Source organism: Algivirga pacifica (assembly GCF_039543525.1).
Classification (GTDB): domain Bacteria; phylum Bacteroidota; class Bacteroidia; order Cytophagales; family Flammeovirgaceae; genus Algivirga; species Algivirga pacifica.
Genome location: NZ_BAABJX010000001.1, coordinates 1 through 23,730, shown reverse-complemented (window position 1 = coordinate 23,730; position 23,730 = coordinate 1). Strand labels below are relative to the sequence as shown.

At 39.7% G+C, this 23,730-nt stretch carries 20 protein-coding genes and 1 pseudogene; 9 read left to right on the top strand and 12 right to left on the bottom strand.

Translation table 11 applies throughout. From position 1 onward, the window contains the following. Window positions 1-37: 37 nt before the first annotated feature. The 8 genes and pseudogenes from secG to ABD985_RS00070 form a co-directional block, all read right to left on the bottom strand. A complete protein-coding gene (gene secG, locus ABD985_RS00105) occupies window positions 38-379 on the bottom strand; it encodes a preprotein translocase subunit SecG (protein WP_345368369.1) in 342 nt (113 codons plus the stop codon). A gap of 21 nt (window positions 380-400) precedes the next feature. Then, complete coding sequence (locus ABD985_RS00100; RefSeq protein ID WP_345368368.1) at window positions 401-1,639, bottom strand: hypothetical protein; 1,239 nt, start codon at window positions 1,637-1,639, stop codon at window positions 401-403. A gap of 447 nt (window positions 1,640-2,086) precedes the next feature. Beyond that, window positions 2,087-2,611 carry an LPS assembly lipoprotein LptE gene (gene lptE / locus ABD985_RS00095; RefSeq protein ID WP_345368367.1) on the bottom strand — a complete coding sequence of 175 codons (525 nt, stop codon included), beginning with the start codon at window positions 2,609-2,611 and terminating at the stop codon, window positions 2,087-2,089. 21 nt (window positions 2,612-2,632) lie between these two features. Beyond that, window positions 2,633-3,937, bottom strand: a complete 1,305-nt coding sequence (locus ABD985_RS00090; protein ID WP_345368366.1) for a sigma-54 interaction domain-containing protein — start codon at window positions 3,935-3,937, stop codon at window positions 2,633-2,635. Between the two features lie 114 nt (window positions 3,938-4,051). After that, entirely contained in the window at window positions 4,052-6,157 is a 2,106-nt protein-coding gene (locus ABD985_RS00085) for a tetratricopeptide repeat protein (protein WP_345368365.1), read from the bottom strand. A gap of 195 nt (window positions 6,158-6,352) precedes the next feature. After that, the gene (locus ABD985_RS00080) at window positions 6,353-6,748 is read right to left on the bottom strand and encodes a response regulator (RefSeq protein WP_345368364.1); all 396 of its coding nucleotides are present in this window, start codon (window positions 6,746-6,748) and stop codon (window positions 6,353-6,355) included. Between the two features lie 84 nt (window positions 6,749-6,832). Further along, window positions 6,833-7,108: pseudogene (hisE, locus tag ABD985_RS00075) on the bottom strand (phosphoribosyl-ATP diphosphatase); the annotation flags it as partial. Window positions 7,109-7,658: 550 nt separating this feature from the next. Beyond that, complete coding sequence (locus ABD985_RS00070) at window positions 7,659-7,973, bottom strand: thioredoxin family protein (protein WP_345368362.1); 315 nt, start codon at window positions 7,971-7,973, stop codon at window positions 7,659-7,661. Between the two features lie 330 nt (window positions 7,974-8,303). Between ABD985_RS00070 and trpF the strand changes: the two genes are divergently transcribed. Further along, entirely contained in the window at window positions 8,304-8,924 is a 621-nt protein-coding gene (trpF, locus tag ABD985_RS00065) for a phosphoribosylanthranilate isomerase (protein ID WP_345368361.1), read from the top strand. Window positions 8,925-9,075: 151 nt separating this feature from the next. Here trpF and ABD985_RS00060 read toward each other — a convergent pair whose 3' ends face one another. After that, window positions 9,076-9,561, bottom strand: coding sequence for a hypothetical protein (locus ABD985_RS00060; RefSeq protein WP_345368360.1), 486 nt, complete (start codon window positions 9,559-9,561; stop codon window positions 9,076-9,078). Between the two features lie 248 nt (window positions 9,562-9,809). Between ABD985_RS00060 and ABD985_RS00055 the strand changes: the two genes are divergently transcribed. Then, complete coding sequence (locus ABD985_RS00055; protein ID WP_345368359.1) at window positions 9,810-10,739, top strand: DMT family transporter; 930 nt, start codon at window positions 9,810-9,812, stop codon at window positions 10,737-10,739. 127 nt (window positions 10,740-10,866) lie between these two features. Here ABD985_RS00055 and ABD985_RS00050 read toward each other — a convergent pair whose 3' ends face one another. Continuing rightward, window positions 10,867-11,796, bottom strand: a complete 930-nt coding sequence (locus tag ABD985_RS00050) for a hypothetical protein (RefSeq protein WP_345368358.1) — start codon at window positions 11,794-11,796, stop codon at window positions 10,867-10,869. 173 nt (window positions 11,797-11,969) lie between these two features. After that, a complete protein-coding gene (locus tag ABD985_RS00045) occupies window positions 11,970-12,728 on the bottom strand; it encodes an SPOR domain-containing protein (protein ID WP_345368357.1) in 759 nt (252 codons plus the stop codon). A gap of 168 nt (window positions 12,729-12,896) precedes the next feature. Between ABD985_RS00045 and ABD985_RS00040 the strand changes: the two genes are divergently transcribed. Then, window positions 12,897-14,744: a M61 family metallopeptidase gene (locus ABD985_RS00040; RefSeq protein WP_345368356.1), complete on the top strand. Its 1,848-nt coding sequence runs from the start codon at window positions 12,897-12,899 to the stop codon at window positions 14,742-14,744. Between the two features lie 89 nt (window positions 14,745-14,833). Beyond that, window positions 14,834-15,640: an exonuclease domain-containing protein gene (locus ABD985_RS00035; RefSeq protein ID WP_345368355.1), complete on the top strand. Its 807-nt coding sequence runs from the start codon at window positions 14,834-14,836 to the stop codon at window positions 15,638-15,640. Between the two features lie 192 nt (window positions 15,641-15,832). Here the strand turns inward: ABD985_RS00035 and ABD985_RS00030 are convergent, their stop codons facing one another. Then, on the bottom strand, window positions 15,833-16,477 hold the full coding sequence (locus tag ABD985_RS00030; protein ID WP_345368354.1) for an NUDIX hydrolase: 645 nt from the start codon (window positions 16,475-16,477) through the stop codon (window positions 15,833-15,835). A gap of 401 nt (window positions 16,478-16,878) precedes the next feature. On the opposite strand from ABD985_RS00030, the gene recN reads away from it, so the two are divergent. From recN to ABD985_RS00005, 5 genes are all read left to right on the top strand, one after another. Beyond that, window positions 16,879-18,534: a DNA repair protein RecN gene (recN, locus tag ABD985_RS00025; protein ID WP_345368353.1), complete on the top strand. Its 1,656-nt coding sequence runs from the start codon at window positions 16,879-16,881 to the stop codon at window positions 18,532-18,534. 56 nt (window positions 18,535-18,590) lie between these two features. Continuing rightward, a complete protein-coding gene (locus tag ABD985_RS00020; protein ID WP_345368352.1) occupies window positions 18,591-18,734 on the top strand; it encodes a hypothetical protein in 144 nt (47 codons plus the stop codon). Window positions 18,735-18,865: 131 nt separating this feature from the next. Beyond that, complete coding sequence (locus ABD985_RS00015; RefSeq protein WP_345368351.1) at window positions 18,866-21,244, top strand: TonB-dependent receptor; 2,379 nt, start codon at window positions 18,866-18,868, stop codon at window positions 21,242-21,244. Window positions 21,245-21,363: 119 nt separating this feature from the next. After that, a complete protein-coding gene (locus tag ABD985_RS00010) occupies window positions 21,364-22,248 on the top strand; it encodes a DUF4625 domain-containing protein (protein WP_345368350.1) in 885 nt (294 codons plus the stop codon). Window positions 22,249-22,289: 41 nt separating this feature from the next. Continuing rightward, on the top strand, window positions 22,290-23,576 hold the full coding sequence (locus ABD985_RS00005; RefSeq protein WP_345368349.1) for a WD40 repeat domain-containing protein: 1,287 nt from the start codon (window positions 22,290-22,292) through the stop codon (window positions 23,574-23,576). Window positions 23,577-23,730 lie beyond the last annotated feature (154 nt).

The following is a 23,730-nucleotide window of genomic DNA, read 5'->3' as shown; positions in this document are numbered from 1 at the left end:
AAAGAAGATCGTTTATATTAATGCTTATAAATAAACATTATTCAGCATCTGCTGGCGTTTCAGTTTCTGTTTCTACTGGGGTAGCTTCAGGCTCGATAGAAAGCGTTTCCGTTTGCTCACCAGCTCCGATGATTCTTTGAGCAGGGACAACGTCGCTATCTACTGAAAAAGAGTTAACGCCGATACTTAATCCCAGCATAATAACTGCCAACCACCAAGTGGCTTTTTCGATCCAGTCAGTTGATCTTCTGGCACCCATTACCTGATTTGCGCTGCTAGCTGCACCCGTCAAACCACCACCTTTAGAGTCTTGCGCTAAAATCAGTAGTATAAGTAGAACTGCTACTACCAGAATAAAAATGATTAAAAAGTTTGTCATTATTGCAGTTATTTATGATTTCTAAATAATACTTCGCAAGTAATCAATGCGTTTGGCAAAATAAACCTTTTTAATTGGATTTTTCAATATTAAAGACTCATAAATCTCAATCGCTTCCAAATATTTACCTTTTTTTTCCAAATACTTGGCATAGTTTTCCGCCAAAGGGCCACTGAGCTCTGCTGCATTTTGTGAAAGGTCTTCCTGTGGAGCCTCCGTAAGGGCCTCTTCTTGCATTTTATGTGATGCAGGGCTTTTTTGTAGGAAGCGTTCTATAATTTTTTTCTGATAAGTTTGACTATCCTTTTTGCTTTCAAATCCACTAATGAATTGGTGAAGGTTGAACATAGAAGCCGGGGGAAGCAAGGCATTTCCTTTAGGCTTTGGTAAGCTTTTATCTGGAAGAATGCGGCTAGGAGTAGCATCAAAGAATGCATTCTTCAATGCAGAAGGTTTATTACTTATCGGTTTAGGAAGTTTTTTCCTTACAGGCTTTTGAGAAGGAACCTCTTCTTCTTCTTGGGAAGGCGATAGCTCTTTGGAAGTATTAATGTCTTCTTTTTTCATCAAGAAGTTGATCGCCTCATCCTCTTCTTCTTCTTCAGGAATACTATCTTGTCTAAGGTGCTCACGGGTACGAACGAAGCTTTGTAAACGCGCTAGCATCTCATCTTCGGAAGGAATACCTTCTTTGTTTTTGGAGATCGTATAGTCAGAAATATCGTCTTCCTCTGAGGAAGGTACTTCAGCTTCTTGTATGGTAGAACTGTCTTCTTCTGTGGTAGCTTCTTCTTCATTAGGAAGCAACTCTTGAGAGATACTATCAAAAGATATTTCTTCAGGAGTAGAGGAAGGAGTCGGTTCAATAATCTCCTCTTCAGGGGAGATACTTTCTTCTGTGGCTATAGAAGAAGAGATCGTAGCATCATCTTGCCCGGTTGTTTCCAGATCTTGATCCTCTTCCATTGACAGTTTCTCAAAAGCATTGATGTCATCGGAAGAAATATGAATAGCATCAGTCTTAGGGAGATTAATGTTTGCATCAAACTCACTATTCATAATTTGCATGAGAATGCTTCTGTCCTGTGTAAATGCTGCTGCTGTTTTTACCAGTTCAGGGGTATTCGCAGCTTTGGCTAGTAATAAACGAGCTGCTTGAAAGTAAGGATACTCCTCACAAATCGATTTCAGGTTCATGATGTCTAGTGCATCAGCCTGATTAGGGTGATTTACCAGGTGTATGAGTCGTTGTTTGTCCACGGTGATGATTCTATTTCTCGCATATAGGGCAAATGGGCAAAAGTTTACTAATGATGTTGTCGCAGTAGAATGTTTTTATGGCTACAAGACCCTCCTCTTGTTTGTATATGATGCACTCTAAGAGTAAAAGGCTCCATTTAACATTGCAGATTGCCCTTTAAAAGTACAGAGGTGGCTATTTCCACTGTATTTTTTATAAAAAGTAATTTACAAAAGAAAGTGCTAACAAATGGTAGATTCATTATATTATTTATAAGGAATCTGAAAAGTATCCGAGTCATATCTTTAGATATCTCATGAAGTCAAGGAGACCACGGTTATACTCAATAGGATTAAAAGAGGAACCTGAGTTACTTTATATAATAATCCAAAGGGTAGTGTAAAGTGTAGGAGTTTATAATGAGTTAAAAACCTCTACACCCCTACACCCTCATAGTTACTGACTTACTACCAGTTAGCAACAGACTTATTGAAGATGTCCAGAATAATCGCTTCGAAGATAACATCCAATAAATCGGCCTCTACATCCTGTACATTTTGCTCTGCAGGGAAATCTTCATAAAATGAAAAGGCTTGATTGAAGCTTTGGGTATCATCATAGTTGTTGATAAAGTTGACTTTGACGTTCACGGTCAATCGCTGTTGCTCCGCTTGTTCTCGATCGTTGGCTCCTGGAGCTAACGGGCTTACACGAAAGCCATTTACCGTTCCTTCAAACTCCAGGTCTCCTCCTCTGTCAACGAGTTTGAGAGAGGTATTTCTTTGGAAGTATTCTTTGAGTCGTTCAGAAAAGTCAATCCCCATATTGGAGGGACCATTAGGCGCTTCATTGTAGAAGGTAGTCACAGAAAAGGTCTTGATCTTTGGATCAAGGTTGACTCCGGTAAAAGTAAAGTTTACCCCTGCGCAGCCACTAAGACTGAATACAAGCCATAGGCAAGAGAGGCAGCTAAAAAATTTATTGCTCTTCATAGATAAAAGAAGTATAGAAAACTATTCAATTTCGTATTGCTTGATTTTTCGGTACAGTGTACGCTCAGAAATGCCAAGCTCTTTGGCTGCATATTTTCGTTTATTGCTATGCTTTTTTAAGGCTTTTATAATCATTTCTTTCTCAACATCCTGTAAGGAAAGAGACTCGTTCTCCTGTAAAATCTCAGCCTTGTCAAACTCAATGGTATGGTCCTCTTCCTCTTCTTCATCAGGATGATAGATGATAGGAGCAGAAGGAGATAGGTTACTTAAAGAACTTGGGGCAGGGAGATTACTGCTACTTGGTGTAAGAGAAGAAGTGTCAGTACCTCGTTCATAGTTGGACATATTCTGAAACAGATGTTGATGCTCGGCGATAAGCTGAGAAGATTGTCCTTCCTGAGCCATTTTTAGAATGAGTTTCTTGAGCTCATTCATGTCTTTCCTCATGTCAAACAACACTTTGTACAATAAGTCCCGCTCGCTGAAGCTTTCTTCTTTTTTCTCTTCTTTCCATAAAGCAGGAACTGTCGATCCTTGGTTGGGAAGGTACTTGCTAAGGGTAGAGCCATCAATTTGTCGATCAATTTCAAGTACAGAAATTTGCTCAACAATGTTTTTTAATTGACGGATGTTACCAGGGAAACGATAGCGTAATAGACTCTCTTGTGCATCAGGAGTGAGTTGTACGGGCTTTACCTTATAGGTCTCGGAAAAGTCACTGGCAAACTTTCTGAATAGCAATAGAATATCGTTGCCTCTCTCTCTCAGAGGAGGAACTTCGATAGGCACTGTATTCAATCGATAATATAAATCTTCTCGAAACTTTCCTTTTTGTACTGCTTCCAACAGGTTGACATTGGTAGCGGCAATAACACGAACATTGGTTTTAAGTACCTTGGATGACCCTACCCGAATAAATTCTTGGTTTTCGAGTACTCTAAGTAAACGAGCTTGAGTTCCTACGGGCATTTCTCCTATTTCATCCAAGAAAATAGTCCCTCCATCGGTGACCTCAAAATATCCTTTTCGACTATCGGCAGCACCCGTAAAAGCACCTTTCTCATGGCCAAAAAGCTCTGAGTCAATGGTTCCTTCTGGAATCGCACCACAGTTGATCGCTATAAAATTACCATGTTTACGATGACTGAGGTGATGAATGATTTTGGAAAAAGATTCTTTACCACTACCGCTCTCTCCGGTAATCAAAACCGAAAGATCTGTTGGGGCTACCTGCAAGGCCACTTGTATGGCGTAATTGAGTTTAGGCGAGTTGCCTATAATACCAAATCTTTGTTTTGCTGATTGAATTTCGTGGGTGTCCATCTGCGTAATATTTTGTTGCTGACTTTTTGACAGTGACAAAATTACGCTTTATCCTTGGCAATAGGAATAGATCGTTAAACTTTTTACTTTTTTTATGAAGTACTTGTGCAAAGACTATTCACAGACATTCAGATAACGGGAATCTACATCTACCCCCATCGTTTTGGCTTGAATAATTTTAGTACATCCATTTTTATTCTGAGCAAAGTCAACTTTGGCTTGTAGATAGAACCATTGTCCTTTGATATAATTGTATTCCGTTGGTTTAAAAATGGAAGTTCCCTTAAATTCTTCTAAACGGGATAAAGCAATATCGGCTTCATAATGAATGGCATCATATTTTTGAGCTAAGAATAAGGCTTCTCCTCGTTTATAAAGCGCTTCAAATAACTTAAATGGTTCGTCGTCTTGGTCGATACTGAATAATTTGATGTAATCAGAAAAAGCTTGTATTGCTGGAATAGGATCGTTGAGCTTTAAATAAATATCACCAGATAGCATTAACAAACGCAAGTTGTTCTCGTGGTTTTGGAGATTCTTGTTTTTGTAACGGTTTAAATGTTCTAATGCCATCATATAAGGGTTTGGCCCATCTGTAAATGCTGGACTAAAATAGCAATATAAGGCGGCCAGTTCTAAGTCAGCTTGATGTACATTTAGGTTGAGTGCCCTATGGTAAAAGGTTTTGGCTCTCAAGGGATCTTGTGGTATGCCAATGGTATTGGTCGTATAGAGGTCAGCCAAAATCATCACAGCTTCCTCATTTTCTTTATTGGCAGCTTTCAAGAGCCATTCTTCGCAGACAGCACTTTTCTTATTCATATAATACTTGCCCAATGTAAGGTATACATCCGAGTCTACATTGGGTTGACTTGCCAAGAACTGTACATAGGTAAAGTCTCCTTTATCAATAAATTGAGGAATCTTATCTTGTAACGCATATAGTCTTACTTTTGCAGGATCCACTCCTTCCGTGGCTGCTACCAGGTACCATTTAATAGCTTCTCCAAGGTTAGTAGGAACGGAGAGTCCATTTTCATAGAAATAACCTACTTTGAACTTGGCATAATGGTCGTTCAGGTGAGCAGCTTTGGTGTATAACTCCAAGGCTCTTTGATAGCGTTCATCCAGCGTTAACTTTTTGGGTAATGCTGGATAACCCTCTTCATAGATTGTAGCTAAGGCAATAATCGCAGGGACATACTCAAAATAGGCAGCATCTTTACAGTAGTTTAGCGCTTTTTTGTAATCCTGAGTGACATCCTTTCCTTCTTTATATTTCTCGTAAAGACGGAAGAAACTTTTAGGGTCTTGATAACGGTCAGCCATATATCTTAGGTAATCAATATGGTCTTGGTCAATAAATGTTCGTATATCAAGGTTATCCAGCGTCATTGTCGCTACTTCGTCTCCATGGTTATAAGCTTTCAGAAGGTATAATATGGCTTTTCGTTGGTCTGCTAATAACTTACCGTCAATTCCTTTTTTATAAAGTAGCCCCAGGCGTAACATGGCCTTAGTATTCCCCTTTTCTGAAAGTTGCTCCAGGTAAGAGATTCCTTGTTGTATTTCTTTCTTGCTGTTGGAAGGGGTAATCATTCGATTGCCCGAGATTTCCAGGTATTCTACATATCCTCTATTGGCTAAGTATTCTTCAGAAGAAGGGAGCAGGGAGAGTTCTGGAATATACTGTATAATATTTTTAATGGTATCCAGGAAAGGCTTACTTTCTTCCGAGGCCATATCGTAAGCTACAAAATAGTGTTTGATGGCAAGGGTGGTATCTGCTTGTATTCCTTTTCCCTGATAGTAAGCATGACCCGCTTTTAGGTTGGCTGCAATTTTTGCAGCGGAGTCTTCTTTTGTACGCAAAGGGTAAATAGCTTCTGTGGCTTTAACATAGTAAGAGAAGCCTATAGAGTCAGGCAATTTACGTTCCTCTTGGTAAATGTCGCCGAGAAGTACAAAAGATGGTAGATGACGTTGAGCTTTTTCTAATATATCTAAGCTTTTTTTGATTTTCCCTTCTTGTTTATAAGCCAAGCCTGCTTGGTATAAAGTATAGTTAGGGGCATTATCTTTATTGGCTTGCTGTTTTAGCACTTTAATTTCTTCACCACTCATTTGGGCTACCCCATTCTTAAAGAAAAAAAGTAAGCATATAAATAGCAGCATTTGAAAAAATGCTCTGGAAAAATGAATGTTTATTGGGTTACTCATTTCTGATGTTTTTTTTAGCAAAGCAACCATAGGTATATTATCATGAAGGTATGTAGCACCAATCCGTTCATTTAGTGAATACGTTGAGATAGAATAAGTGTTGACTTATTCAGGGAATTCACAAAATTATATTTAGTTGTTATAACGAAACTTCTTAATAAAAAAGTATAAATAGCTCTGTTAGAATAGGAAAGATTATTGTATGCTTTCCTCTAAGGAGGCCAAAGAGTCCTTGGATAACGGTTTTATTAGATACTTAATGACATAAGGACTATTACTCATTTGATCGACATCCATTTTGCTATTAGAACTGGAGAGTACTACAATTTTACAATGGTTCTTTACCTCAGCAGGACAGTTTTCAAATGCCTGAATAAACTCAAAGCCATTCATGACAGGCATGTTGATGTCTAAAAAAATGATTTTTGGTAAATCAGAATGGTCTTCGGCATTTTCTTTCAGAAAAGTAAGAGCCTCCTGCGCTGATTGCTTCACGAATATATTTTGGGCAAAACCGGCAAGCTCAATAATACGCTTATTGATAAAGTTGTCAGTTTTATTATCATCGATAAGTAAAACAGAAGAGACCATAGGTTATCGAATATTGGATTATGTTTGTACTATGTAGTATTATAGTATTAATAATAATGATTTAAAAGAAAAAAACATAATAGTTTATTTCTTATGTCGCTCAGCTAGAACTTCAACAACATCAGCAAGTTCCACCCCTTTTGCTCTAAGTAAGATAAGGTAATGATATAGCAAATCTGCAGACTCATTAAGGAACAAATCCATGTTATCGTCCATTGCTTCAATCACTACTTCCACAGCTTCTTCTCCTACCTTTTGTGCTACCTTATTAATTCCTTTTTCAAAAAGACTACTGGTATAAGATTTTTCTGAAGGGTTATCGTGACGATCCTTAATAATTTCTTCTAGTTGACTTAAAAATAGTAGTGTTTGCTCGTTTTTCATGATATTTTATTTCTAATAACTAATGAGTTGCTTGTCGTATTAATACTACTTCTCGTAAAATTAATATAGATTGAACTAACTCACAGGTGTTGATTTTGTTCGTAAAATAATCTTAAAGGTATTAAACGGTGTCTCGGATAGTGTCTTGAATCTAATGGATTGATTGCTATAGTTAAGTGTTATGTTCAAATGGTCTAAGGAAGAAGGATAAATGATTAATAACCATTACCCATAAGCTTCTGTGCCTTTATGCATTTGGAAGTAGTGTCTTTGTTTCTATCAGAAAGCTTAATGTTTAAACCATTATTTTATGTAAAATATTAGTTCTTTTATAGGAGGACGAGGTGTTCTCATGCCTCTCAGAGGTAATACGTATGTAACAAAGACGTGAAAATATAAAAAAAAACCGAAGGTTACGGATGAACCTTCGGTTAATTTGAAATATCACTATTTCAATACACTTAATTTGGTATTTATACCCCCTTAATATAGGGATAAATAGTATGTTTCAGGTAATTTAATACCATTAAAGGGCAGTAATCATATCACGTACAACATCTTCTTTATTGGTTGCATTGGCAGCTACCAATGAGCCATTTTTGAAGGTTGCAAAGAATGGTAAGTTGGTCACACCTGCAGCTTTACGTGCTTCAGGGTTCTCCTCTGCGTTGATATACAAAAACTTTACACCATTGTATTGCTCGTCTTCAGAGATTCTGCGGTATTTTCCTTTAAAAAGCTTACAGCTCCCGCACCAACCTGCATAGAATTTCACCATTACTTTTTCGTTGCTTTCAACTTCATTTTTGAACCCTTGATCGTTTGTTTCTACGTAAGCCATATCTATAATATTTATAAAGTATTTGAATATATGATCTATTGCGATGTCACTAGCCGTACGGGCTTTTACTTTGATGACCTTACAAAGGTAGCATCTCGGAGTATATCCCGCTATGCTTATTATTTATATCGTTATAGATAAATCTAAACGATGTAATTAACGGATGTTAGGGAGCAAAAGGTTTCAGAGTACTTACTTATATTGACAATTGTAAGATTTATTATCAGTTTTGTAAGGTTCCAGATAGAGTTTGAGCAAGGGGTACTTGTATTCATTCTCCAAAAAGAATAGAAAACGAAATTTAAAGATTCAATATAATAAGCAGGAGTTATGGCCTTAAAAACCAGAGTAATTGTTAGTGAGGTAAATAATTTGCATGACGGTAGATACTGTGCCGGTATGGGGGTAGACATGATTGGTTTCCCTTTGGACGCAGGGCACCCTCACCATATCAGTGCGGAGGTATTTAAAGAGATTGCAGGTTGGCTTGCAGGAGTCCAGTTTGTAGGGCAGTTAAATGAAAGTTCGATTATTGATCTTGCAGCGTATGAAGCCATTGATTATCTACAGACCAATAATGTGACCCTGCTGCCAGCATTAAAGAAATATGAAAAACCATTGATTCTTTCTGTGGATGTAGCCACCTTATCGGTAGAGGAAGTAAAGACACTTTTGGCCGAGCATAGTGCAACAGTGGCGTTTTTCTTGTTGACTGCAGAAAGTGAGGAAATCACTGCTGAGCAAAAACAACAGCTTGCAGACTTGGCAAAGGACTATAAAGTCTTTATTGGTTTTGGTCTGAATGCAGATAATGTCAATGAGGTATTGGATGCCGTTCATCCGGAAGGTATTGGATTGCAAGGAGGGGTAGAAATCAAAACTGGCTTGAATGATTTTGATGCCTTGGCAGATGTTTTGGAGGCGATTGATACGGATGAATTTGCCTCTTAAATGATGTTGAATCGTTGAATTTCACCTTCGGTGAGTTGAATCGTTGATTCGAGTTGAACGGTTGATTGAGCTTAAAATGAAAGTCAGACAACGATTCAACTCGAATCAACGCACCGAAGGTGAAATTCAACGATTCAACGATTCAACATCACTATTTAGAAGTGCTCATAATCGTCACATTCTTGATCATCATTGGACGTACGCCTCCAGCAAGGCGAGCATTGTCAAAGCCCTCATCTACACCAAGTTCGATACGATAACAAGTTTCTCCTCTTACCTCAAAGGTTTGCCCATCTAGTGGAGTAAATACTCCTCCGTCTACACCATCAAAATCTCTTTCAAATGCTCTGATAATATACTGTCCTTCTGGAAGGGAAGTACTGAACACACTTTCTGAAGAAGGGGTGTCGCAATCAATACCTTGTCCTGTTGAGCTTTGCGTAAGCTCTCCTTCCTCTACCGTATCTTGAGTGTCTATATCTTCAATAATGATAGAAATAATCCCTCCACTATTTCCGGCAGAGTCATTGGCAAAGAAGGTAAGGTCTCCTCGTACAACATCAAGGTCGATACCACAACCTGTCATAAATAAGATAGCAAAAAGTGCTACAATCGCTGAAGTAATGTTTTTTTTCATAAATTACTGGAATAATTTTTGGTAAAAATACCTGAATTAAAATACCTATTTTTGTGCTTATCCGTTTTTGTAATAAAGACAAAATGGAGTATAGGTATGTCAATACCCATACCAATCAAGTGTTATCTTGTGAGATTTTGGATAATCATAATGAGTCTCAAAATTAGAAAAGGAATGGGATTTATTTTTTATATAGGACGTCTTTCTAAGATTAAAATTACTAAACCATATTAATCAACGGAGAATCGGTGCGCTTTTTACAACTAATACACAAACAAGGGATCAAGGAAGAGTATAGACATCTGGTGGAGTTACACTTCTGGATCTTTCTGAATAGTTTTATTCCCAGTATCAATATCTTTATTTCACTATCTTCTGTACAGATCGTATTTATTCGTACGTTTATCGCTTTTACCACACTTGGTATATTGATCTATCGACAGCGGCTGCATTTTCGATTGCCGTGGTCTAGTATACTAGAGTTGCTGTTTACAGGAGTTATGACCTCCTTTTATTGGATCTTCTTTGTGATTGCCGCTAAGATTGGTAATGCATCGGTAGCCTTGGTTGGAGTAGCAACTACTCCGCTATGGGTGAGTTTGATCGCACCCTTTTTGGGATTACGCCATTTGCGTTTCAATGAAATCATGATGGGACTCAATGCGATCTTTGGTGTGTATATGATTTTCAGTTCCAGCTTTGCTTATAGTGAGGGAATGGTCATGGCGATATTAGCAGCCTTTTTTGCGGCTTTGGTGACCGTAGTGAGCAGTAAGTATTCCAAGGAATATCATCATCGAGTAATTACTTTCTATCAGATGCTAGGGGCTTGGATAGGAACCATCTTGGTGATACCCTTATTCCAAAATTACCTGAACACGGGAGAGGAGCTGTGGAGTGTGCCTACATTGACAGATTGTATTTTGGTCGTTGTATTGGCCATTATATTCTCCATTATTGCATTTTCGTCGATTATTAAAGTGATGAGTAGCTTAACACCTTTTCAGGTGTCTATCGCTCACAATTTATCACCCATATATGGAGGAGTAGCCGCTTTACTATTGTTTGGAGAACAAGAAGTAATGGATGTATACTTTTATGCAGGAGCCTTAATCATCATTGCTTCCTTGACTGCACCTCCACTAGCAAAAAAGATTTTTGGAAATAAAAGGGGGTAAAAGGTATAAAGTAAGAGGTAAAAGGTAAAAAGTAAAAGATATAAAGTAATTTACCTCTTACCTCTTACCTCTTACCTCTTACCTCTTACCTCTTACCTCTTACCTCTTACCTCTTACCTCTTACCTCTTACCTCTTTAAGATAATATTGAAGGATACGCTGAGAATCAGTAGTAAAATGACAGAGATTGTTGTCGCAGTAACGACCCCTACTCGAGCTTTGTCATAAAGATCGTTCTTCTTACTCTTGGCTTGCTCGTTGATAGCGGTTACGAGGTGTCCGATATCTTTCGTAAGTTGTTGTATTCTCGGAACTAGTCCTTTGTTCATTTTATACCCCACCTTCAAGTCTTCTTCTACAACTTGTAAAAAGGCAGAGTTATAGCGTCGGAGATGTTCCGTCAGTCGAATCTTTTCTCCCATGGAGATATTGGGATTTTGGTTCAATTCTCGTTTGATACGAGCGGCATAGCTTCGAGTGTTGTACAAGTGCTCTTTATTCCCACGAATCAAGTATTCTTTTTCTTGATGCTGCATTAGCAGCAAATACTCCTTATTGATGTAGGAAGACTCTTCCAAGTAATTGATTTGCTCTTTCATATGACCGAGTAACCCGTAATCCATAAAGCCTTTGTACTTGATGGATTTAATAATTTCGGTATAGGTTCGTTCATAGGTAGCGATAAGCTGGTCAAACTGTACCAATTCTGTTTGATAGGAGTGTTTCCATTTTCCCTTAGAGGATTGAATATCCGTAGAGAGCTTCTTTACCTTTTTGAGATAGGAAAATTGCTGATTGAGAATATCACTACTTCCTGTCTTAAAAAAGTGCTCATTGGTCGTTTCGTATGCTAGAAACTGCTCCCCATAATGAGCCATATTAAGCGTATAGGCGTAGAGTTGATTAATCGTAGATGCAGCACGGTCGGTATCCTCCATTTCTCGAAAAGTATTGAAAATAAGAAATGTGACGAGAAAGGAGAGGGCCGAATAAAAATAGAACCCTGCAAATAGTTTATCTTTTAGAGACTTTGGAGCCAGTATTTTTTTAATTACCATAAGCTGCCCATTTGTAAGCTGGTTGTTGCATTAATTGTAACGAGTAATACCTATTACTCATTGTAGTTAACTCCTCTTTTTTTGAACTTTTCATAGAAAAAGGCATATGGAGAGCCATATACCTTGTATTGTCATAAGTAATCTTTCTAAAAAGTAGAATGCGGGAATCTTTTTTAGTGTTGCACCAAAAATGCATTAAGCTCGCCCTCTGTCTTGGCTACCTTCTTAATAAATTGATTACAGTAATACTGGGCTTGTTCTTTGTATTTCAGAGAACCATAAATTACGGCATACATGGTTTGCCCATCGATTTCTTTTACCTTGACATAGGTCTTCCAGTAGTTGTGGGATGCCTCAAACTGAAGTGCAACTTCTTGAGCATCGCATAAGCTAGGAGAAGAATAAATCTGTAGTCCCCATCCATTGGAGATTACCTGACTTTTTAGATCTGTAAAGTAAGAACGGTCAACCTGTAGCTTCCCATGCTTTTTAGCGCAAAACCTATTATCATCTGGAGCAGGTACACCCGCCTTTTTGAGAGAGTCTTGTCGAGCCAATTCTACCTGCATTTCCTCATAGGCTTGTACTTTAGGTTGCATCTGGGTCAGTTGTGCATCCAAGTGAGCAATATTTTGTTCAAGCTCTACGACACGCTCCATTAGCGATTGGTTTTCAGAAGACAATTGCTTGTTCTGATTCATTAGTGACTCTCTTTCCTGTAAAAGTCTTTGCTTTTGCTCCCTAAGAATAGGAACTTTTTTCTTTAAATTGAAAGCGGTTATCTTTCCCACATCCTCGTAAGTGTCAGCAGTTCCACTTGGAATGGCTACGCCTGTTACAGGGCCTTCCATGGGTTCTTGCGCAAGAATGGGGGTGCTGGTCAATAAAATAGCAGCGGTAATGGCTTTGAATATGTGTATCTTTTTTAACATAAAGATCATTGATTTTAGCTGTTGGCTTTTTGGGATTCCTTCTCGGGTTTGAAAATATAATTTAATGTGATCAATAACAAATTTTCCTACGTAAGGAGTGCTTAGAGTAGGAAAATAGAAAAATGTTATTTAAAAGAATAAAGGGTTTTAAAATAGGGTGTTTGAATTATGAATAGGGTAGGGTTATGGTTGATGTTGTTGTTTTTGTCGGTACAGGTAAGGGGGCAAGAAACGTTTTCATATCACTATGAACTGGATTTGAATAAGGTCAAAAATGATCGTTTGACGGTGAGATTAAAGGTGCCTTCTCTAAAAGAAAAAGAAGAAGTAACTTTTCACTTACCTGCAGTGGTTCCAGGAACTTATGCTTATGGTAATTATGGTCGTTTTGTGGTTGGATTACGCTTTTTGGATGAGAAAGGAAAAAGCCTAAAAGGGCATAAAGTAGGGGAGAATAGCTGGAAATGTACCCAACCTAGTCGTCTTCGGGAAGTGGTCTATCAGGTGAATGATACCTGGGACTTCAAGGATGGAGGAGGTATTTTCCCACCGGCTGGCAGTAATATCACCCAAGGGGAGAACTATGTGATCAACCCTTTTGCTTTCTTTGGTTATTTTGAAGGGTATGAGGAGTATCCTTATCAGTTGAGCGTAAGGCATGACTCGGAACTCTATGGTGCTTCTGCCCTAAAAGACCAGGATGAGCGAGACGAATGGGACTTATTTCAAACCGAAAATTATGGGCAATTGGCCGATAGCCCTATACTGTATGCCAAGGCGGATACGGTGCAATTGATGTTGGGGGAAGGAACAGAGATAGAGATTGCGGTATATAGTACGAATGGGGAGCTAAAAGCTACGATGCTACAACCTATTTTGGAGAAGGTGTTACGTGCCCAGCAAGATTATTTAGGAGGGCAATTACCAGTAGAGCGTTATGCTTTTCTTTTTTACTTCAATGGCGATTTTACTATGGGAGGTCTAAGTGGAGCCTTGGAACATAATTATTCTTCCTTTTACTTCTTGCCAGAATATAAAGGGTTGTTGATGGAAGAGGTGCTCACGGATATTGCCGCTCATGAGTTCTTTCATATATTAACCCCTTTAAAGCTACATGCAAAAGAAATCCGTTACTTCAATTTTCATCAGCCTGAAATGTCTCGTCACTTATGGCTGTATGAGGGAGTGACGGAGTACCTGGCACATCATATGCAAGTACATCAGGGACTGATAGAGGGAGAGGATTTTTTGCAACGAATGATGCGAAAGGCGATTGCCGCTCATAATACCTATAACGACAGCTTACCTTTTACGGTATTGAGCAAGGAATGTCTCACGACCTATAAAGATCAGTATCCCAATGTATATGAAAAAGGAGCTTTGATCGGTATGGCGATTGATCTAACCCTATTAAAATATACGCAAGGTGAGATGGGGCTGAGAGAACTACTTTTTGCACTGATTAATCGTTATGGAGAGCATCACCCGTTTACTGATGAGGAGTTAATATCCGCGATGATCGAAGAGAGTGGTGTCACTTATTTTCAGGAGTTTTATGAGCGTTACCTGGAAGGTGGGGAGCCTTTACCCTTGACAGCACTATTGGAAGAAGTGGGGGTTCGTTTTGCTTTGGAGCTTAAAGAAGCGGATTATACCTTGGGAAATGTAGAAGTCGACCTTAATGAGAAACGACAGTTATACGTGACAGATATAGAGCAGATGGATAGCACTGGAATACGTATGGGATACCAGAAGGGAGATATATTACTGGAGTTGCAGGGGCGTTCTTTAGAGGGAGAGGATTTTCTGCAGGTATTGGATGAGGAAGTTAGCCGATTAAAAGAAGGAGATCAGCTATCAGTATTGGTTTTAAGGGGTGGAGAAAAAAAGCAATTAAAGGCAGAGGTGTGCCCTATTTATCGCCATAGAGTGCATGTAGTGGAGGGAATGGAGGAAGTTTCTGATGAACAAAAACGAATGAGACAGCGATGGTTGGGAGCAGGAGATCTAGAATAGAGCTTGTCGGGTACTTTCACTTTAAAGGAATAATAGTAATTTCGTGAAAATTTAAAACTAATCAGAGAGACCTATAGGTCAGTTGTTATATGAACTTAAAACTTCGGAATCCACTGGCAGTATTTGACCTGGAAACCACAGGAATCAATACGGCTAAAGATAGAATTGTAGAAATATCCATCGTCAAGGTAATGGTTGATGGAGAGAAGAAAATTAAAACGCTGAGAATTAATCCTACTATTCCAATTCCATTGGAAACAAGTTTGATTCATGGAATCTACGATGAGGATATTAAAGACGCTCCTACCTTTAAACAAGTGGCTAAAGAAATTGCAGACTTTTTGAAAGGAGCAGACTTGGCAGGGTATAATTTATTGCGTTTTGATATTCCAGTCTTGGTGGAGGAGTTTTTAAGAGCTGGTGTAAGCTTTGATGTAAGCAATCGTAAGATTGTAGATGCACAGAAGATATTCCATATGATGGAGCCTCGTACCTTGGGGGCTGCTTACAAGTTTTATTGTAATAAGGAGTTGATCAATGCCCACTCAGCAGAAGCGGATACCCTGGCTACCTTTGAGGTATTGGATGCGCAGGTGAAGCATTATGAAGGAGCGACAATTAAGGATAAAGATGGTAAGGAAGTAGAGCCAGTCAAAAATGATATTGCCGCTTTGCATAAACTATCCATGAATAACCTGGTCGACTTTGCCGGAAGAATGGTTTATAATAAAGAAGGAGTCGCTGTATTTAACTTCGGGAAATATAGAAACCAGCCTGTATTGGAGGTGTTGAAAAGAGATCCAGCCTACTATGATTGGATTCAGAATAATGACTTCCCATTGAATACCAAGCAGAAGTTGACAGAGATAAAGCTAAGTCTCTTCATGCAGAAATAACTGTTGATTTGTTGAATCGTTGAATTAAGCTTCGCTCGTTGATTCGAGTTGATAAGTTGTATGAGTACATATATTTATTATCAATCAACAGTTCAACTCGAATCAACGAGCGAAGCTCAATTCAACTCACCAAAGGTGAAATTCAACGATTCAACAAGCAGTATAACTGACGTTATGTAATGACCTCAACGGTTATTTTATTTCCTGATGGATATGCACAAACTCACTCAGGATCATCGCCGTTGCTCCCCATACGGTTTTTCCCTTAATATGGTAGGCAGGAGCCGCAAAAGATATATTGCCGCTAATCTGTATATCCACGACTTTTTGATTCTCTTCCTGAAGCAAGGTGTCTACTTTACTTTCTACGACCTCGGCCACTTCTCGTTGGTCTGTATCATAAGAAAGCCTGGAAGTATCCGTAAAGGCAATGACAGGAGTAACCAGCATATTGCTAGGGGGGATATACAATTCGCTGAGCGTTCCCAATACATTATTCTCCGTCATGGTAATACCAATTTCTTCCTGGCATTCCCTGAGGGCGGTGTGAATTAATGATACATCTTCCTCATCTTTTTTCCCTCCTGGCAAGGCCATTTGCCCACTATGTACCCCATTGTAAACCGGACGTTGTATTAAAGGGAATTTGAGTGACTGACCTTCTGTAGGGTGTAATAAGATAAGTACAGCAGCCTCTCGGGCATCCTCGGGTACTGCAGGTTGGTATTTTCTACTGTGATGAGTAGAGGCCATTTGCTGTTGGGCTTCTATCCCGGGTAAATGGCTATGGGTTAAGTAATGTTGCAGGTTTTCTATATATTGATAAATCTCTTTCATGACATTCAACGGTTCAAGCGGATCTACTGTTTCTATAGTGTTTAAGGTTAATCCTATACTACTGTCTATGGAATAATCATTATGTAACGGCTTATCGGTTATCGCTTATTGTTTATAATCGATAACCGATAACCGATAACCGATAAGCGATAAACATGTATCAGTATCAACCTCAACCACTATTGAGTTAACTTTATAATATACAAAAGGTTGTCCAAGGATCTACAGTAGTGTTAAAAAAATGAACGGAGATTAAAAAATAATCCACCATTGTTAATAAAATAAGCTAAATAATTATAAATTTGAGCCCAACGGACTGAGGCGAAAGAGGTCTTCGTCCCAACAAGCTCTATAAGCTAATATTCAATTTTTTGAGTAAACCCCGTCAACATTCATAGATTATGCTGAAACATCTGCTGATCAAGAACTATGCACTAATAGAACAAACAGAACTGTCGCCATCCAAAGGACTAAACATGGTGACCGGTGAGACTGGTGCAGGTAAATCCATCATGCTAGGGGCATTGGGTCTGCTTAAGGGAGGCCGTGCGGATAGCAAAGTACTTTTCGACGAAAGCACGAAGTGTGTGATTGAAGGCTCCTTTTTGGTGAAGGAATACCAGATGCAGGAGTTTTTTGAGGAAATGGAGTTGGACTATGAAGAAATCACTATTCTTCGCCGAGAAATTACCCCATCAGGAAAGTCTAGAGCATTTATCAATGATACTCCCGTACGTTTGGAGGTGATGAGAAAAGTGAGTGAACGCTTGATGGATATCCACTCTCAGCATGATACCTTACAATTAGGGTCCAATGTCTATCAATTGGGATTGTTGGATACGTATGGGCAGCATCAAGAGGAGCTCAAAAGGGTAGAAGAGCGTTATAGGGCTTACCGAAAGGCAGAGACAGCCTATCGCACGCTATTGGAAGAACATGAGCAGGTTAAAAGTGATTTTGAGTATCACCAGCACTTATTACAGGAGTTGATCGATGCCGATTTGGATGGCTTGGATCAGGAGGCATTGGAGCAGGAACTGGAGAAGCTGGAGAATGCTGAGCAGATTAAGGCCAGCCTAAATGAGGCACTGGAATTGTTGACGCGTTCTGAATACTCTGCAGAGAGTGGTATGAAAACGGCCTTGAGTTCTTTGAGAACGTTAGCGTCTTATTCTAGTGTGTTGGGTGGCTTGAGTGAACGTTTGGATAGTTGCTTGATTGAACTGAATGACCTGGTCTTTGAACTAGAGAAAGAAGAAGGAGATTTATTCTTTGATGAAGAGCAGATAGCGACCTTAAAAGATCGCCTGGATGCCATCTATAGCTTGCAGCAAAAACATAGGGTACAAAGCCTAGAGGAATTATTGGCGGTACGAAATGACCTTCAGGATAAGGTTGATAAGGTGGTCGGATTTGATGATGCTTTATTGGAAGCCGAGCAAGAGAAAAAAGTGGCATTGGAAGCCTATATGGATGAGGCCGAACAACTTTCAGCCAAGCGACAGGAAGTAATCCCAACCATGTCAGAAGCCCTAAATGGTTTACTGGCCAGCTTGGGGATGCCAGAAGGAAAAGTCGTGATGCAACATCACCATATGGAGCCAGCCACTAACGGAATCGATGAAGTGAGTATCCTGTTTACAGCCAATAAAGGACGCGCACCACAACCCCTAAAAGAAGTAGCTTCTGGTGGTGAGTTTTCTCGTTTGATGCTTTCCGTTAAATATATCCTGGCGACCAAAACGGCATTGCCAACCATTATCTTCGATGAGATTGATACGGGTATTTCCGGGGAGATTGCTATCAAGATGGGGCAGATTATGCGTGAAATGAGTCAGAAGCATCAGTTGATAACCATTAGCCATTTGCCACAGATAGCAGCTTTGGGAGATCAACACTACTATGTGTATAAAGACAACTCTTCTGAAAAAACCATTAGCCGTATGCGTACGCTGGATGATCAGGAGCGTTTACAAGAAATTGCACAAATGATTGGAGGGCAAAACCCAAGTGAGATGGCCCTCAATAGTGCTCGGGAGCTGATTGAAGCTCGCTAATAAATTTTTCATTTTAATGAATGTTTTTCATCCTTGTGAGTGCTTCACTTACAAGGATGAAAAGTAACTTACCTTCTACCTTCTACCTTCTACCTTCTACCTTCTACCTTCTACCTTCTACCTTCTACCTTCTACCTTCTACCTTCTACCTTCTACCTTCTACCTTCTACCTTTTACTTTTTACCTTTTCCCTTCTTTAATAATACTTGCCATTTCATTGCATAAAATTATTTCCTCTTCTATATTTGCGACACTGTTGCATTTTATATGTAGCAAGTATGCATGTTTATCCCTCCTTTCTACAGGGTGGGGAATTTGATGAATGATAAGAATGAGAACTAACGGCAGAGCTTTTCTAATTACGATCTTTTTGATGGTGTCATATACTATGGTATGTGCTCAGATTAGGTTGCAAGGTAAGGTCACGGATGACCAGAACCATGCCATAGCAGCTGCCCTTATACGCGTTATTCCAGAAGGAAAGCAGGTTTTCACTGATGAGGAAGGTAATTTTCTAATAGATTGTGCGGAGCAACCAGATCGCTTATGGGTGACGCATGCAGGTTTTCAGGCAAAGGCACTACAAGTCAATAATCAGAGTGCGGATACGTTCTTGGAGATTTCTCTTCGTATGGCTTCTGTAACCTTAGAAGAAGTACAGGTACAAGAGCAAGGAATACTTGAGGCTAAGGTAGATCATACGCTTTCTGTCCAAAATATCGATCAAAACTTTTTACAGCAAAGTACTAAAGGAACTTTTGCAGAGAGTCTCTCTACGTTGGCAGGAGTGAATAACATGAATGTAGGAGTGGGAATTTCCAAGCCAGTGATCAGAGGAATGAGTGGTAATCGGGTGATGGTTGCTCAGAATGGAATCAAGCAAGAAAGCCAGCAATGGGGAGCAGATCATGGATTAGAAATAGATCCTTTTGATGCAGAGCAAGTGCAGTTGATCAAAGGTCCGGTAAGCTTACTATATGGCTCAGATGGAATGGGGGGAGTTATCAGAATTGAAGATAAGCCTATTCAGCTTTCGGAGAGTCGTCAGTTGAACTGGCAGTCCATGTATCAAGCCAATAATCACGCATTTTCCAACTCTTTACAATACCGTTGGCGTCAGGATAGATTGTATTATGATGTACGGTTGACTCATCAATCGTTTGGAGATTATAGGGTGCCTTCAGAAGAGTTTACATATGCGGGGTACATATTGCCTATTTATGAGCATAGACTAAAAAATACAGCTGGGAAAGAATTGCATGCCTCCCTTCGCTTTGGATATGATGGCCCTCGCTTGAAAAGTAGTTGGAAAGTGGCCAGTTTCAATCAGGTAGTAGGGATTTTCACAGGTGCGATTGGGCTTCCTCGATCATATAACTTACAACATGCCGGGGATTATAGGAATATTGAATACCCCCGTCAGGAGAATAGTCATTTAATGGTAACTTCCAATACTTCTTATGCCTTGACTAAGCAGCATAAGTTGGAGTTGGATCTTGGTTTTCAACGTAATCAGCGTCGTGAGCTATCTTTTCCTGCGGCTCATGGGATTGCCCAGGATCAGTTGATATCTAATTTAGCTTTGGGGTTATACCTTAATACCTATACCGCAAACTTCCGACATACTTTTGCGAAAGGAGACCATTATCAAGTCATTAATGGTCTGCAGTGGCAGTATAATGAGAATAGTAAAGATGGATTTGAGTTTTTGATTCCAGCTTATACAAGTAATAGTATTGGAGTATTTCAGCATCATTTGTATACCTTCAATGAACATTGGGTAGCTAATTTTGGGGTGCGTTATGATGTAGCTTCTCATGCTGTTTCTCAACATTTACAACCGTTGTATGATGGTAATACACTATTGCCTACGGGGGAATTTATGGAAAGAACTCCCGATTTTGATCGCAATTTCAGTAATGTCAGTGCTGCGATAGGGGTCAATTACTTACTTTCAAAGGATACGCATATCAAGTTGAACCTGGGCAATAGCTTTAGGTTCCCTACGGTCATAGAGTTGGCCTCTAATGGGGTGCACCATGGAAACTTCAGGCATGAGATTGGGGATAATACGCTTGTTCCGGAGAATGGCTATCAAGCAGATTTGAATATCCTTCATCAACGAGGAGGATGGTCGTTGGATGCTTCTGCTTTCTTTGCCTATTATGAAAATTATATTTACCTGTCTCCTTCAGGAAAGTATTCTTTTCTTCCTTCCGGAGGAACCATGTGGCAATATAAACAGAATAAGGCCGTCTATAACGGTTATGAGTTTACGGGGTCTTATCAGTTTAAGGTGCCATTAAAGATTGATTTGGTTGCCGAGATGGTTCAAAACTTGAACCTGGATGAAGGGTTGCCACTTCCGCTAACACCAGCAGCCTCTATTTTGAATGTGTACCATTATCAAGGACTCTCTAAGAGCAGTGAGAAGCTGAAGACGGAGCTATCCTTTGGAGTACGTTATTACTTTGCGCAAAATCGAGTGGCAAGAAACGAGCAAACAACACCTTCGGCACTTCTATTTAATGTGTCTTCCAATCACGAATGGGAGCTTTTTGATCGAACGCTCAAGTTTCAGTTCATTGTAGAGAATTTATTTAATACACCATATTTTAACCATATCAGTAGATACCGATTGATTAATCTTCCTGAACAAGGCAGGAATTTTATGGTCAAACTACAAATGCCTCTTCTTTCATCACGATAATTTCAAAATAGTGTATGAAGTGGGAAGAAACCTCTTCCGATAAGGCTTTTGTGTAATTTATTATTGCGACAATGTCGTAAATGCAATTGTGTAGTACTTTAAAGATGAACAGACAAAAGATGATAAGACTTGTACATATCCTAAGCCTACTGGGATTGATGACTTTTAGTGGGTGCCTGAGCGGTACATCAGAGGATGATATTGATCTGTTGCCTCCTGAGATCAGTAGCATTGCGGAGGATATCCCTATTGCTCCTGGGTATTTTCAGGAGGTGGGAGCTGAAGATAATGCCATTCCGATTCACTTTAAGGTGACAGATCCTTCTGGCATAAGCCAAATCAAATTACAGTCCCATAGTGGGTTTGATGGGCACTCTCATGGAAGATTTGCGAACGATTTCAGCTTTATACTCTTCAGACATTATCAGCTATTGACAGAGGAGAACCTGGCGGGTGCGAATACATTTACAGCTGATGGAGAGGAATTAATGATTTACCTGGATGACCGAAATCCAGAGATAGGAACAGGGAATATTCTGGCAGGGCCTTACCACTTCTCTATACAAGCAACAGACCTTAATGGAAATGAAAGCCGCTACGCTGATAATAGCACCTATCATACGACTTTGCTGATTCAGCGTCCTTATGCGCCTCAAATTGAGTATACGACGACCAATAGAAATCTAAGTCAGATGGAGTTGAGTATCCGTAAAAATGAGGCGAATGCTTTGGCAACCGACCTGCGTTTTGTTTGGATATACATCGAGAACAGGGCAGGGGTTAACCCTTGGCAAGAAGGAGAAGTAACACAAGAGTGGGTATTTGGAGAGTCCAACTGGCCACATCAGTTTAGACCGACTTCAGGAGCTCCTTTACCAAGTACACAAGAACTAAGCTTACAGGAACTATTGAGCGAGAATATTCAAATCAAAGACCAAGAGGTCTTAGTGGTATGGGCTGAGGATACGGCAGGAAATATCAGTCTGAAACGAATTGAATTTTAATCATTGAATCATCTAACAAAAATCAAACATCAAATACTAAAATGAAAAAGTTATTCTACTTACCATTCTTTATGCTAATTGGACTATTAGCTTCTTGTGATCATGACCATGTAGATGCAGAGGAAAACTTTGCAGAGATGGAAAGTGATTGGGTGCGCTTGACGTTGATTCACCACGGAGAGATTGAGTTGATGCAAGCCAATACTGGAGCAATCACATATAGCCTGGAGCAAGAACTTCCTGAAGGAGCATATCTGTACACAAGTGGTTCGGGAAGATATATTTCTATCCTTGATCGTGCAGGAAATAGTTTGAAGTTTTTTGATTCAGGGGTAGAAAAGCATGATGACCACGGACATGAGTATGCCCCTCGTTTGCTGGATGTAAATGTAGAAGCTCCTTTGCCAACACACTATGCTGGATATGGAAGCCATAGTGTAGTTTTTAATGATGGTGATGGTAGCTTTACTCATATCAATGAAATGCAATTGGAAATCCCTTCTTATTCTCCTGCAGTAGTGATGCCGGAAGGTACAGAAGCACACCACGGAGCTGGCTTCCGATTGAATAATGGTGTTTTTGCGATCACTTATAAGACCAATAGCGAAGATGTATTGCCACAAGTGGTACACTTCCTGAATGCAGACGGAACGGTACTTAAAGACGGTAGTGAAGTGGAAGTAGGTAGAATCCACGGAGATGCCGTGAATGGAGAGTTTGGTGTGTTTGGTTCAACGGATGGAGTAATCCTGGTGGATAACCAAAATAACATTAGCCTTATCCCTAACACAGAGCAGTTGAATAGCGAGTCAGGGAACTGGATCGGTACATTGAAAGGTCACGATAATGCTGATGTATTCTTTGGTAGAGCAAGAAACCAGGGTGTATTTATGATTGACCCTATTGCTAAAACATTGACGCCTATTTACGAAGGTGCTGATGTCGTAGGAGATATGTTTAGCTTCAATGGGGAGTACTACATCGTACATACGTCAGATAATATGCTAAGAGTATTCGATGCACATGATGGAGAAGAGGTTGCTTCCAGAAAAGTAGAGATGGCGAATATCCCTGCAGCATCTAACGAAAGATCAGCAAATTCAGAGATCGCACAATTACGTTTATCTGAGGAAGAGGATCCAATTCTAGTGGCTTCAGATGAGTTCTTGTACATTTTGGCTCCAAACCGTACACAGATCAAGGTATTGGAAATCCATGAGCTGGAGCACGTACACACAATCACATTGGATCACCCGATCGAAAAAATCATGAAGAACGGGTTCTCATTAGAAGGAGAGCACGATCATGATCACGACCACGATCATTAATCGAAGGGATGTACCTGATACTTTAGAAGTAATTCTGTAGGGGTGCGATTATTAAGTTGGAATAAATACCTGACAGTTGAGGCAGCTTACGCCGCTGGTTGAGTAGAGCTTCGCTCGTTGAGTAGCCCTTCGGGCTGTTGAGAAAACGCAGCAC